The following is a 14276-nucleotide window of genomic DNA, read 5'->3' on the forward strand; positions in this document are numbered from 1 at the left end:
ATGAAAGTAGCTGTACTCACCTTTGGCATCACCCGTGACATCGTCGGGAGCAATACGCTAACCATGGAAGTCCCTGACAACTGTTCGCTATCGGTATTTAAATCGGAACTGTACAAAAAGTATCCTGCTATGGAGGCCCTAAAGTCATTGGCCTTTGCAATTAATGAAGTCTATGCACAGGAGCAATCCACGCTAGCGGAAAACGATACTATTGCGCTGATTCCTCCTGTTTCAGGTGGGTAACATTATTTCAAGTACTTTCCTACGAAAAAGGTTCCAAAGGGAAGTATTGATAAAACACTGACAATTCCAAAAGTTTTCCCACTCCAATTGAGTTCATACTTGAGCATAATTGCTAAAACGATGTATCCTACGAATAGTAATCCGTGAGGCATTCCTAACATTTTCACATAACTAGGGTCGTTTTGTAGGTATTTAATAGGTACGGCAACGAAGAGTAAAAGGATGTATGACAATCCTTCTAACCAACTCACTATTTTAAATATATTTATCATAATAATTACATATTTACATGCACGGCCAATGAAAAGTTTCTTCCCGGGGCAGAAACTCCTGAAGCAAACTCTTTGTAGTGTACATCAAAAATATTTTGCACACTTCCCTGAACAGAAATTCCAGGCATTACAGAATACTTTCCAAAAAGTCCGACAGTCATCCAACTCGGTGTTCCGTAATACTTATCTACATCTTCTGTCGCATTCGGGTCTACTACCGGTGTTTGGTTTTGATTATCGATTCCTTCTGTTAAGTTATAGTCTTTGATATCCTTTTTGGCGTTAAATACCAGGTTTGCTCCTCCTTCAAAGCGTCCTCCTACGTAGTTTACTTCAAACCTTCCAAACAACGGTGGTATTGATGACATGGGCTCTTTTAAATCGTAGCTTTCTCCCTTGGTATACGTAATAAAACCAGTAGTACTCCAATTGGAAAACAACTTTCCTTGGTAACTCAAGGTAAACCCAGTAACATAAGCCGTTCCTTTGTTTACGTTGGCAACAATATCTCCTGCCTCTCCATCAAATAAAATAGTTGAGCTTCCATTTAAGCTAAAGGCCTCTCTGTAGATATAATTATTTAACAAGGTATAATAAACATTGGCACCAATACGAAATTTACGATCGTTAAAATACTTTTGAATTCCTATTTCACCATTGTACGCGTGTTCTGGCTTTAAATCGATATTAGGAACAGTAACTCTTCCTGCTTTCTCGCGAACCTTTCCTACATCATCGATATTGGGTGAGCGAAATCCAGAAGAAAGTACGGCATTCAACTGCCATGTTCTATTGGGTTTGTACACATACCCCACAGTAGCAGTTAGAGCGGTATTGTTTAAGCTAATATCATTGTTAGGAAGCTTTATAAATTGCTCGTCCAACCACTTTGCAGTTAAATTGGTATTGGTCAATCGCAAACCAGTATTTAAGGTCGACTTGCTATTGATATCCTGACGATAGTCGATGTACAATGCGGAACTCAAATACGTACTTCCGCCATCTGCATACCTCGACTGTACCGCAAAATCGCCTGCATAGCCCACCACCTTATTGTTTTGAACGGCTAAGGTCTTTCCGTAAGAATTTGAAGATGCATCGTTGTACGCCACTTCAAATCCGTACCCAAAATTACGCTTCTTTGCCAAGGGCACTGTAAAATCTCCATTGATACTAAAAATATCGACATCCTCAAAGCGGTACGTTCTATTCAAACTTCCGAACTTTCGATTCATTCGGCTTTCTTGAACATTTTGGTACGCCAAAGTAATAATTCCTTTATCCAACCACTTTTTACCGAGGGTAAAATCTAATTGCGGTGATACGAGTAATCTCTTTTGAGGCCCGTAATACCATTCTGCAAACTTTAATTGGCCGCTTTTCAATTCTGTTAAACGATCGAAGCGCGGAATATCAGAAGAGGTCGAGTATTGGATATTTACCTTTAAATCTGTGCGTTTTGATATCGGTACAAAAAACTTTTGCAATACATCCGTTTGATGAAAACCGGTATTTCGCTGTAGGTTGACATCGTTATTTACTGTAGGGTTGGCCTGGTAGTTACCGTCAAAATTCTCTGAATAATGAAACACCTTTCCCCAGTCTTCAAAACCGTGTCTTCTATTTTTCCCCATGCGGAGATCTCCAAAATTACTATGAGAAATACTCGTAAAAGAAGCCCATTTTTTAAAGCGAAGCTCGGTAGAAACTACGTTAGTCGTCTCGTTATTAGCACTGCTATATCGAGAAAACAGCTCCCCTTTCACCTCTCCTTTATCAGACAATTTCGGCGTTCTCGTATAATAGTGAATCACCCCTCCTAGCGCGTCAGATCCATAAATTACAGATGAAGGTCCAAACACGATTTCCGTACGGTCTAACATATTGGGCGCTACGGTAATCGAGTTTTGTAAGTGTCCTTTTCGGTAAATGGCATTGTTCATGCGCACCCCGTCGACAACGAGTAAAACCCTATTACTTTCCATTCCTCTCAACACCGGACTTCCTCCTCCAAATTGAGATTTTTGCACCTTAATTCCCGGTACACTTGCCAATAAATCAGCTGAAGTCTGCGGTGAAACTTTTTCTATATCCTTAGCAGAAAGTACGGCTATTTGCTCTGCAATTCTATTCGTTTTTTCTTTGTTTTTAAACAGTGACAGCACCACTTCATCGAGCTGTTCTGATTGTTTAGACAGGTATACCTGATAATCATTGAGCTCCAACAAGCGCTTTTTTAATCGGTGTTCTGCATAGGCCACATGAGAAAATATCAACACCTCATTTCGTGTAAAGGCATCGACATCTACCTGACCGTTTTCATCACTTACCGCTGATTTCGACTTATCTCGATTGAAAACAGCAACCGTTTCAATAGGTTTCCCTGTCTCGGCATCAATAATCGTTACAGTTTGAGCAAATAGGGGTATACTTACTAAAAAAAATAGTACTACTATAAGGTTTTTCATGACTAGCTAAACACTGTTTCTAATATATCTAATGATTTAGGAGCTTTAAATCCGTCCAAATGTAGCTCAAAATATTGAATTATACTGCGTAAGATGGATTGTCGCTCTTTCTTATTTAAAGAAATTGTATGAATTGCATCAAAATTTATGCCTAAAAGCCTTTTAAAGAGTACTAATTGACTTCCGGTAAGTGTTAATTTTTCATAGGGACTGGGAATAAAGCGTCCTTCGACCAAGCTAAACGCATCGTAATGCATATCGCTAACATCTGGATAGAACCCTAAAAACCTCGATAAATTCACTAAAAACAAGAGGTGAAAATTGGCAATATCATCGTGGGTATCCAACCAAACAAATGCCGTTTCTAGATAGGTATACAGCGATGGATTTCGTTCTTCTTCCCGAATAATTCCGGCGAGTACCTCAGCCAGAAACATCACAATCGTTTGTTTACTAATACTCGTGTGTATGCTGTAATAAGGCGTTGCTATTTGCGCATCTCGCAAACTGTTTAATGATTTTTTATCATTGTGGTTCGCTTCTATTTGCAGTAAGGTAAGTGGTTGGAAATAGGCCTTTTTAAGTTTCCCTTTTTTCGATTTGAGTACTCCTCTAATCATATAAGAGCGCAAACCATCTTCGAAGGTAAAGCACTTTACTATTAAGCTCGTATCACCGTACTTTAAAGCACTGAACACTACAGCCTTGGTACTGACGATCCCCATTAGTTCACAATTGCTATTTTCGTAGTCGCGGATTCTGAGTTATCCTCCGTTGTTAGCAACACAATATAAACGCCAGAGGCCACCTTAGTTCCCGCTAAGTTTCGCTTGTTCCAAGTAACTCTTCCTCCTGACAATTGCTGTCCTTCCACTACATTTGTTTCATAAACCAAGTTTCCTGACATGTCCAATATTTTTACATTGGTTCCCTTAGGAAGATGCGTACCATTACGACCGTCAATAGTAACTGTTGAATGATTCTTGAGTGCTGGATTTGGGTAGGCATATACCTCGCCCAGCTGTTCACCAAAAGGCGCCACCTTACTATTGTAGGCTACCATTCCTCTATTGGTAGCGAAATACACTTTTCCGGTGATATCATCTACCCTAATTTTTACAATTTTGTTCGATGGTAAGGGTGAATTGTCTTTGTTAAAACTGGCAATTGTTTGCTGTCCAGTAGGATTGGTGTACAGTACACCTCCATTTTCAGTTCCGAACCACTTGTTATCAGCACCGTCAATTTCTATGCTGTTAATTGTTTGGTCTCCCAATAATTTTTTGGGAATTCCTTCATCTACGATCACTACGGGTTGTGCGTCATTGACTGCATTGTCAAAAATACCTGAGGCATTATTAAAAACGACCAACCCTGTTAAAGTTCCTAACCATATCCTGTTATTTCTATCCACTCCGAGTGTTCGAACATTCAAATTTGGCAAGCTCCCTTTGGTCGCTTCAGTAGTCAATGCTTTCTTTTTATCACCAGCCTCATTAAAGGCGTAAACTCCATTACGTCGGGTACCTATCCAAACTGTATTGGAACGGTCAACAACCACTTCGTTCATTCCAGGTTTACTCCTAGAAGTCACGATAGACTCCAAATCAAAACTTTGCCAATTACCACTGGGGTTGAGCTTTTTAAGCTTGTTGGAAACCGCCAGATTGGTCACCCATAAATTTCCTCGATTATCTAAGGCTGTACCACTAACCCTAACGGTTACCCGATTAGGATCGGCCGGCTCAATATCTTGCAAAGGACTATTGGTTTGATTGTAGAAAGCGGTAATTGCATCGTTGTCTATTTTTAACAAACCTCCTGTCAAAGCCGTACTAATACCGGCTCCCTTCACATCTCCAAAGGCACTTAAAAACACCGAGTTTTCTTTAGTTTTATCGATGGTAACCGCTACTAAATCACCAATAGGTTGACTGGGATTAAACGGAGAATTCAACCAATTCTTACCATTGTAATGGGAGTATCCTCTCCTATTTTGCAAAGGGGTATAGGTGGCATCGTAACCTCCGTAAACTACCCAAACATTATTATTATGAGCGTCAATACTAAAAATATCATTAAACAAAGGACCTTCAGGATGTACTTCTTCCAAGGTACCAACGGTCCCAACTCGGGTTCTTAGGATTCCATAGGTCGTTGTTGCCAAATAAATTTCATTGTTTTCTTCATACGCTTGATGCAAACTAAAATTGAAGGCACCTACGCGATCTACGCGCTGAATCTGCCCTAACCCGGCATTTAAAAAAACGGCATGTGACCTTAGTGCAACTCCTAAACTAGAAGCCGAAGCTTTCAATCCTTGTATGGGTTCGGTAAAAGTTCGAACGGGTGTTACCGCCGGTCCTTGCACAGCCATCAACTGATTTCCCGTACTGGCAAACAACTGACTCCCAAATACGTGAATCCCTGTATAATCACCTAAAAACCGTAAACTCCAACTAGTGGCATCAATCAAGTTAGGGTTGTTTACATTGGCCAAATAGACTCCACGAGCTGTTGCCGCGTAAAAACGATTATCAAAGACGGCTATTTCATTTACCTTTTCAACTGTGGAACCCGCTCCGATAAAATAGGTATCACCGAATTCCAACTTGTTTAAATCGTACACTACGATAGCAAAGGAAGTTGACAAATACAACCTATTATTGTATTCATAAATGTGGTTGATACTCTTTTCTCCTGTTTGGTTGAAGTTCGTTATTTCAGGTGAGGTAGTGATACGACCGCGTTCATCAATCACTTCCAATAATCCATCTTCGTAACCTATCACCAATTTTTTAGTAGACTCACTGTAGTAAATTGCGGAGGTCGTACCTCCTGAGAGCCCTTGTACTGACGATATTTTAGCTATCGCTTTCGTCCGTGTATTATAAGAAAATACGGCATTGTCCGTCACTGCGTAAAACACCTCTCCCGATTTGATAAAATCCTTTACATTGGTATAGGAAAACAAATCTTCCCAACGATCACTATAATCCGTTTGAGCCGTGGCAAAAACACTGAACAAAACGGAGAAAAACAACAATACTTTCTTCATATCAAAATCAAAGATATTACTAATAACGATAAATTGTAGTACATTCGTACAAAATTGATTTTGATTTTTTATGGCAGTTGAGATTGAACGCAAATTTTTAGTCAACTCGATGGTTTTTCGAGACATAGCATCGAAAAAAAACTACATCAAACAAGGCTTTTTAAATTCCGATAAAGAACGCGTTGTCAGAGTACGCATCAAAGATACCGAAGGTTTTTTGACCGTAAAAGGGCCTTCAAACGCTGAAGGAACTACTCGTTTTGAATGGGAACGTCCAATTCCCTTGCAAGAAGCAGAGGCCTTATTACTACTCTGCGAAGATTTTATCATTGAAAAATACCGCTATTTAATCCCCGTAGGCAAACACACCTATGAAGTGGATGTTTTTTTGGGTATGAATGAAGGTTTGGTGGTGGCAGAGGTAGAACTCCAAACAGAAACAGAGCACTTTGAAAAGCCTGAATGGCTAGGTGTAGAAGTCACAGGTATTGAAAAGTACTACAATTCAAACCTCAGCAGTTATCCCTTTCAAAAATGGGACTAAAAAAATCTGCTTGAAGAACTTCAAGCAGATCAAAAACCCTTGTAAACTTCTGCGTTATTTTTTTAGTACGCTAATTGTTTTCAAGAAATCCCTAGACTTAATTTTAAGCAAGTATATCCCACTCTTAGGCAAGGCAGTTTCTGTTAGTTGTACTGCTTGAGTTTTTGCGGGTACCGTTTTGGTATACAGCTGTTTTCCGAGCATATCAAATACCTGAATTTGCACAGCTGCTTCACCTTGAATACTGGATAAGTCCAGTGTTGTTGATGACGAAAATGGATTTGGAAAAATGCGTACTTCTCCCAAAGCATCCTGGCGCTTAACAGGTCCTGTCACTCCTTTATTAACCGTGACAATAGGCGTATTTGCGAGCGTCTGATACGCGTAATCTAAAACGGTATACGACAAGCCATTCGATGCTACTTGTACGTGAAACCACCCGTAATGGGTTGCGTTATTTACAGTGAATTGGAATCCAATAAATCCGGTTTTACCATTCCAATTTGTATAACTACTATTGCTAACGATATAACTGTGTGATTCCGCTACAAAATTACTTGCAGCTCCTACAGTACTGCCTTCAGCGAGGTAGCTTGCCTGGTTAGAACTCCCTTCACAAACTACTTGCTTGTTATAGGTTACCAATCGTACTGAGTTACTAGAGTACCAAGCACCGTAATCCTTGTTGTCTCCAGCTTCAATTCTAAAAAACTTCCAGGTATCGCTGGCACTTACTGTAAAATCAGCGACGTCTACATATACTACTCCTGAATTACCCGTACACGGAGCACATGATCCTCCACAATCGATTCCGGTTTCATCTCCATTTTGAATGCCGTCATTACAGCTAGGAGCTGCAGCTTCCGTAATCGTTATTTTGTAATCCTCTACTTCTCCGTAGTTGAAATTCTCACAGGCTGTAGGTACTCCGTTATACTTCATACTGACACGAAGTCTCGTCGCTCCTAAAGTAGCTGTAGTTGGGACGGTGAAACTCCCAGTAACCGATGTATCCTTCGTTGCTGCTTTAGACCATACTTGCTCTCCCGCATCTTCAAAATCTCCATCCTGATTGTAATCTATCCAAACACTATAGCCTTCCGAATACACGGTTGATCTCCAACTAGGAGTAACGGTAATACTAGCTTCTTGCCCTTGTGGTAAATTCACCACACTAGTCGCTGTATAATCACCATAGCCACCACTGCTCCCTGTAGACGTATTGCTATACGAATTTACCTGAACTTTACTGATGAACTCGTCATTAGTGCTATTTCCTTTCGAAGAACAATAGGTAAGTGTTGGCGTACATGGTGCACACGAACCACCGCAATCAACTCCGGTTTCATCGCCATTTTGAATACCGTCATCACAGGTTGGCACCGGAGTCCCATCCCAGGTTTTACTCCCTGCTTTAATAGCTCCAAAAGGTTCTGTGCTATAAGCGTAATCCAATAAGGTATACGAAGAACCATCAGCATTCACTTGTACTCGAAACCATCCGTAATTTACTTTTCCTGGATAGAGTTGTAATTGAAATCCTATATAGGCAGTTTTACCATCCCAAGCTGTATACGATGCATCTCTGATTACGTGTAAATCTGGATAAGCACCTCCTGCTACCCACGAACTCTGACTGTCGATAACTGTATTGGCTGCAATTGGTGTAGGATTTCGCGTTCCGGTTTGGCAGACCAGTGCTTTTTTATAGGTTTCTAATTTTAAGGCATTGTTCTCGAAAAACGTTCCGTAACTGTTGACACTTGATTCGTGCAAGCGGAAAAAAGTCCAGGTTTTCCCTGCATTAGCAGTATAATCTGGATTGTCAAAATACACTACTTTATACGGGTCATAAAATGAAAATGAAAAACTTATCTTATCGGTATTTAGGCTAGCAATTCCCCCACTAATCGCGGCATCTTTAAATTTTATAGAAGCGGCCATGTTATCGCTTTTCGCGTGATTTACCGCCTTTCCAGCGAAGCTCACTTTAACTTCTGTAGCACTGAGTACTGAGATTTGCGCAGTCACTCCTTGAGGTAAATTAGCCTCAAAATGCGTCCCTAAAGTCATGTTTCCTGAACTTTGGGCAAAGGTAGCTCCCGTCAGAGAAACGGAAGGGGTTTTGGCTTCTAAAGATCCGTCATTGGCAAGAGCTTCTTCCAATAACTTATCCGAAACCACCAAGCTTCCTTTGTTCAAATTCACCCCCGTAGCTACTAAGTTTGCCGCTTGCCAAAGTGGTTTTCTCGCCGGATGCTCTAGAGCTGCCAGCATTCTATTTACCTGTCCTTGGGTATACATTTTTGCGCAGCCTGCTGCAGAATCATAGCCCATATAATTCTCGTAATTGATTAAATTACCACAATCACTGGCTCCTACGGTACATCCGTCATCACCAGAATTTGAATCTTCCTTGGGAGTGTCGGATACATAATCTCCATTAGGATCGTTACATCCGCCTTCAAAGGTATGAATCAAATTCAACCAATGTCCAAATTCATGGGTTAATACCGATGCAAATTCCTTATTCGTATTGCCGTGTAAATAGCGACCGTTATACACAACTCTCGCGGTATTGTTATTCGACATTGAGGTATTCGGATACCAAGCGACTCCTGAATTCGTCGCCTTTCCGTCGGCGTACAAATCGCCCATGATATACACATTCATATACTTGTAATTGTCCCAAGCATCCGCAGCAATCTGGTCGTCGTAACCACCTCCGTTTCCATATCCAGCTTTTTCTGGATAGAAAACTACTCCATTGGTACTACCACCATTAGGATCAATTTTAGCCAACGCAAAATTTATGCTCAAGGTTGATTTTCGACCGTCAAACACGGGGTCAATGGTATTAAAATCGTCGTTTCTACCATTGAAATCGTCATTTAATTTTTCGAGTGCTACCTTAATTTTATCGTAGGTCACGGTTTGACCGTGCTGTGTGCTACCATAAACGTGAAATACGACTGGGATGGTATAACTAGCTGCTGCCTTTTGCCGTAAGCTATTCCGATGTTTTTCAATAAATCGTTCGGTAAAGGCATTAAATTCCTCAAAAGCGCGTTTCGATTCTGGGTGCTTTGAAAATACTTTTTCATTCTCCCGCGTTACGTGGCAATCTTGGGCCACTGCGGACAGGTTTGCAAAGACTAGTAAGCATAAGAAGGGTAAAAAAATAGTGTTTAGTCTCATAATTTGTTGATTTATAATTGGTTATTCAAAACTAAAAACTAAAGCCCCTTATTATTAATATAATCCTAACCAATACAATCAATAAATTATCAATTTATATTTTATTAACTTTTTCTTTAAATTTAATTTAATTATTTAACTAAAAAGAAGAACTGCCTAACCACAGTTCTTCTCTATCAAAATTGTGAATCCCCCTAAAATCACAATCCCTTTCTTTTCGTTTAACTAAGGTACAAAACAAAAGAGCTGTAATTTTTAGGAATAAATAAGTGGAAGTAAAACGTCAACCAAAGACAATGAAGCAACAATAACTGGTGGATAAAAGCTACAGTATTTCGAGTTCCCGCAGTTTCACGGGGAATACGAGCAATACCTCGGTACCTTGTTCCCCGTCTTCCATACGATCTCTTAACTGAATCACAATGTCCTTATTATACATAAGTTCCATGCGCTCTCGTACGATGGCGATACCGTATGATTTTTTGGTTTTCGTAGTATTCTGCCTACCTTTATTCAGGCCAATTCCATTATCGAGAATCTGTATACTCACCCAAGCACCACGTTGTTGAATTTTAATCACCACACTTTTCTTACCAGCCTGTAAACTGAGCCCGTGCCAAATTGCATTTTCAATAAAAGGTTGTAAAAATAACGGAACCACTTGCAAGGACTCTAGCTCTACCGTGGTATCTACAACGGTTTCATACGTAAAACTATTTTTCAACCGCATTTGTTCGAGCTTTACATACATGGCTACTACCGTCAACTCATCGGCCAAACTAATTGCATCTTCATTAGTGGATTGCAATACCTTGCGTACCAAAGCAGAAAATTTAGTAATAAAATTGGACGCCTCTTCCACCTTATTTTGAATTACAAAATTATTGATAGAATTGAGAGAGTTAAACAAAAAATGAGGATTCATCTGGCTTTTTAAGGCGATGATTTTCAGCTTAGAAATCTGATTTTCTTGACGTAGCAACTGCAATTCGGCCTCCTGCTTTTTCTTTAAAATTTCACGAAAATTATTTCCGATTAGCAAGGCAAAGATCAAGCTTTGAACCATAGCTCCTAAAAAATAGTAAAACATGCGATGCACCTTAAATCCGAGGAGAAAATACTCTCCATAAATCATTTTCACTGAGCTGATATTCGCAAAAATTAAAAAGAACATGGAACCAAATAGCAGGTAATACACTTGGTCACGACTCACCTTTGAAAGTAGATAAAAAACATAAAAAGCACAGGCTGTTGCAAAAGGCACAGTATAGGCAACAACTTGTTTCTGCACCTCATATCCGTAGAAATACTGTACCCCTACCAGGGCCATTGCAATCGCTAACAACAGCTTTGACAAGAGTGTAACTCCGTAATCTAAGGTTGGGAAATACTCATAGCTCTTTGTCAGCTCGCGGCAAAAATGAATAAAAAACACATACCCCACATACTGAATAGAAAAACTGATATACTGATAGCTCAACTGCATAGATTCCTGAGGGAAAGCGTCTCGGACGAGATACACTACCAAACAAAACAGGTATCCACTATAATACTTATGTAACCTTCCTTTGTTTTGTAAATAAAACATAAAATGGTAGATAAACAGTACCAACATACCGCCTCGTATCCAAGAATAGAAAGCTGAATTTATATCTAAAAGCATTATTTGTCTAGGTGGAGTTTCTCTATGAGTTCATTCTTCTTTCTCCTACTTACGCTTACAATAGTACCATCACTTAAGGTAAGTTCACTATGTCCTTTGTTGTATTCCGTAACGTAATTCAGGTTGATCACATAGGAATTATGCACTCTAAAAAACTCTGGATAATCAAAGCGTTTTTGAATCTCCTTCAGTGTTTTCGTGGCAATAATCTTTTTCCCTGATTTCAAAAAAATCGTCGTATAACTCTTATCCGCCTGCAGGTACATCACAGATTCTTTTGCCACCAAATACACCTTTCCATCAGCGGCAATATTAATACGATCGACAACGAGTTTTTCTCCTTGGTACTTTTGAGTCAAATAGCGGTCTATTTTTAAAAAGGTCAGTTGTAACTCATCTAAATCGATAGGTTTTAACAAATAATCCAGGGCCTCTGCCTTTACAGCGGCAATACCGTACTCGTCGTGAGCAGTAGTAAACACTACTTCAAACGACCTCTTAGGAAACCTCTCTAAAAACGTAAATCCGTCCATTTCAACCATGTGAATATCCAAAAAAACAATATCTGGATGGTATTCGTTAATCAGATCTATCGCTACAACTGGCGAACTGCATTTGACTATCGCTAATTCATCGACGTGTTTACATTTCTTAATTTTCCACTCCAATGCTTCAAGAGCATCTTTTTCATCATCTATTAAGATAATTTTAATCATACGCGTGTGTTATCAATATTACAATGTGTAGGGATTGAGATAGGGGTTTTAACACTATTATAATACGATGCCGGTCACGTATATTTTACCTGACCGTACGGGGTTTGAATACAGGCAAACCCATTATGTTGAAGTAGTTAGTTATGTTTTAAATATACTAATTTTTTTATAACCGCCTCGATTCGGTAGTCATTCCTTTTTGCGATAATTCCAAGTGAAACAGATTCACGAGTTTCCAAGGTTATAGCGGTGACGCAAATTCCTTATCATTTCCTTCTCGATTGGTGTCTTCCATGTATTTTTTATCCGACAACAACTCACTACTAACCAAGGAATAACACTGTTCTTTCAATTGTTTCTTATCGTCCATGCTCAGTCCTTTTGTAGGAATAAACTGAAATTGCTTTACGCGAAAGGTTCCAGGACCTCCTTTAAAAAAATCCCATGAAAAATAGCGTTTACAATCATAATACACCTGAGGTACGATAGGTATTTGATGCTCAATAGCCAAACTAAAAGCTCCGTTTTTAAAGGGGGCAAGGGCAATATTTTCAGTAGGCACCAATCCTTCCGGAAAGATTCCAATACTCGTTCCACCTCGCAGTTTCTTTTTAGCCATTTCGTATACGCGCTTTCTACTCTTACCAGAATCACGGTCGACCATAATGACTACTTTTTTGTAGAAAAACCCGAAAATCGGAATCTTTACCAGTTCTTTTTTTCCCACAAAAACAATGGGATTTTTACTTAAAATGATCATTACCCACGGGTCTAGCAGAGAAGCGTGATTCGCGATAAACATATAACTCTGATTTCTCAGTATTTCTTGTTCTTTTGATATTTTCAATCGAAATCCCATTCCGTATACCAGCACGTAGGCCCAAGCTCTGATCATTTTCCAAAACACGGGATAATACTTCTCGTGAGAAGTTAAAATCAGTAAAAAAGGCAACATCAGTAAAATGGTACTAAACATGAGTACATAAAACCAAATGCGCCAAATAAGTAAAAACGGAATTTTTAAAAACTTCATACCTGCGAATGTAGTAATTTCTTTTGTTTGAAAAATTTAAACCTTATTTTTGCTCGTCTTGTAAACTTTTACAAGAACGTTTAATCCATAATTTTATTTAGAAAAATATCCAATGGCAAGAATTTTAACAGGAGTACAAAGTACAGGAACGCCGCATTTAGGGAATTTATTGGGAGCTATTTTACCCGCTATTCAAATGGCAAATGACTCTAGTAATGAATCTTTTATCTTTATTGCGGACATGCATTCTTTAACGCAGATTAAAGATGGAGCAGAGCTACGTGAAAACACGTACAGTGTTGCTGCAGCCTGGCTTGCTTGCGGGATTGATATCGAAAAGACCATTTTTTACAGACAAAGTGATATTCCAGAAGTTACAGAGCTATCGTGGTATTTGAGCTGTTATTTTCCATTTCAACGCTTGACTTTAGCACATAGCTTTAAAGACAAAGCAGATCGCCTTGCTGATGTAAATGCAGGATTGTTTACCTATCCAATGCTAATGGCTGCCGATATTTTATTATACGATGCAGAGGTAGTTCCGGTAGGGAAAGACCAGTTACAGCACTTGGAAATCACCAGAGATGTCGCTAATAGAATCAATAATATCATAGGTGATACGCTCGTTCCACCACAGGCTAAAATTAATGAAGACACCCAGTTAATTCCTGGAACCGATGGTGAAAAGATGAGTAAATCGAGAAATAACTACATCAATATTTTCTTGCCAGACAAGAAATTAAAAAAGCAGATTAATGGAATTCAAACGGACAGTACTCCATTAGAAGAGCCGAAAGATCCGGATACTGACAATGTTTTTGCTTTGTACAAACTGCTTGCGAATGAAGAGCAGATTGCGGAAATGAGAGCAAATTACGAAGGAGGAAACTACGGATATGGACATGCTAAAAAGGCATTGTACGAATTAGTGATCGAGAAGTTTGCAAAAGAGCGTGCTCAGTACAATTACTACATGGAAAACCGTGAAGAATTGGATAAAGCGCTGGCAGTAGGTACAGAAAAAGCACGTACAGTTGCCAAAGAGGTATTGCAGCGATTGCGTTCGAAAATAGGATACTAA

Annotated in this window: 11 protein-coding genes; 3 read left to right on the forward strand and 8 right to left on the reverse strand. The window is 39.4% G+C overall.

Going from position 1 to position 14276, the window contains the following annotated elements; translation table 11 throughout:
- Window positions 1–243 carry a MoaD/ThiS family protein gene (locus ACKTS5_RS19245; protein ID WP_408045515.1) on the forward strand — a complete coding sequence of 81 codons (243 nt, stop codon included), beginning with the start codon at window positions 1–3 and terminating at the stop codon, window positions 241–243.
- A 2-nt stretch (window positions 244–245) separates the two neighbouring features.
- Here ACKTS5_RS19245 and ACKTS5_RS19250 read toward each other — a convergent pair whose 3' ends face one another.
- From ACKTS5_RS19250 to porZ, 4 genes are read right to left on the reverse strand one after another with little or no spacing between them, the layout of a single operon-like run.
- On the reverse strand, window positions 246–515 hold the full coding sequence (locus ACKTS5_RS19250) for a DUF3817 domain-containing protein (RefSeq protein WP_159628392.1): 270 nt from the start codon (window positions 513–515) through the stop codon (window positions 246–248).
- Between the two features lie 5 nt (window positions 516–520).
- On the reverse strand, window positions 521–2983 hold the full coding sequence (locus tag ACKTS5_RS19255; RefSeq protein WP_408045516.1) for a TonB-dependent receptor: 2463 nt from the start codon (window positions 2981–2983) through the stop codon (window positions 521–523).
- Between the two features lie 2 nt (window positions 2984–2985).
- A complete protein-coding gene (recO, locus tag ACKTS5_RS19260; protein WP_408045517.1) occupies window positions 2986–3708 on the reverse strand; it encodes a DNA repair protein RecO in 723 nt (240 codons plus the stop codon).
- Complete coding sequence (gene porZ, locus ACKTS5_RS19265; protein ID WP_408045518.1) at window positions 3708–6041, reverse strand: type IX secretion system anionic LPS delivery protein PorZ; 2334 nt, start codon at window positions 6039–6041, stop codon at window positions 3708–3710. Before porZ ends, recO begins: the two co-directional genes overlap by 1 nt.
- A 70-nt stretch (window positions 6042–6111) precedes the next feature.
- On the opposite strand from porZ, the gene ACKTS5_RS19270 reads away from it, so the two are divergent.
- A complete protein-coding gene (locus ACKTS5_RS19270; protein WP_408045519.1) occupies window positions 6112–6585 on the forward strand; it encodes a CYTH domain-containing protein in 474 nt (157 codons plus the stop codon).
- A gap of 54 nt (window positions 6586–6639) precedes the next feature.
- Here the strand turns inward: ACKTS5_RS19270 and ACKTS5_RS19275 are convergent, their stop codons facing one another.
- The 4 genes from ACKTS5_RS19275 to ACKTS5_RS19290 form a co-directional block, all read right to left on the reverse strand.
- Window positions 6640–9783 (reverse strand): M43 family zinc metalloprotease, encoded by a 3144-nt coding sequence (locus ACKTS5_RS19275; protein WP_408045520.1) that lies wholly within the window; start codon window positions 9781–9783, stop codon window positions 6640–6642.
- Between the two features lie 325 nt (window positions 9784–10108).
- Window positions 10109–11446 (reverse strand): sensor histidine kinase, encoded by a 1338-nt coding sequence (locus ACKTS5_RS19280; RefSeq protein WP_408045521.1) that lies wholly within the window; start codon window positions 11444–11446, stop codon window positions 10109–10111.
- Entirely contained in the window at window positions 11446–12162 is a 717-nt protein-coding gene (locus ACKTS5_RS19285) for a LytR/AlgR family response regulator transcription factor (RefSeq protein ID WP_408045522.1), read from the reverse strand. Before ACKTS5_RS19285 ends, ACKTS5_RS19280 begins: the two co-directional genes overlap by 1 nt.
- A gap of 241 nt (window positions 12163–12403) precedes the next feature.
- Complete coding sequence (locus ACKTS5_RS19290; protein ID WP_408045523.1) at window positions 12404–13195, reverse strand: lysophospholipid acyltransferase family protein; 792 nt, start codon at window positions 13193–13195, stop codon at window positions 12404–12406.
- Window positions 13196–13307: 112 nt separating this feature from the next.
- Here ACKTS5_RS19290 and trpS point away from each other — a divergent pair, with 112 nt between their 5' ends.
- Window positions 13308–14276: a tryptophan--tRNA ligase gene (gene trpS / locus ACKTS5_RS19295; protein ID WP_408045524.1), complete on the forward strand. Its 969-nt coding sequence runs from the start codon at window positions 13308–13310 to the stop codon at window positions 14274–14276.

The organism is Tenacibaculum litopenaei, assembly GCF_964514025.1.
Taxonomy (GTDB): domain Bacteria; phylum Bacteroidota; class Bacteroidia; order Flavobacteriales; family Flavobacteriaceae; genus Polaribacter; species Polaribacter litopenaei.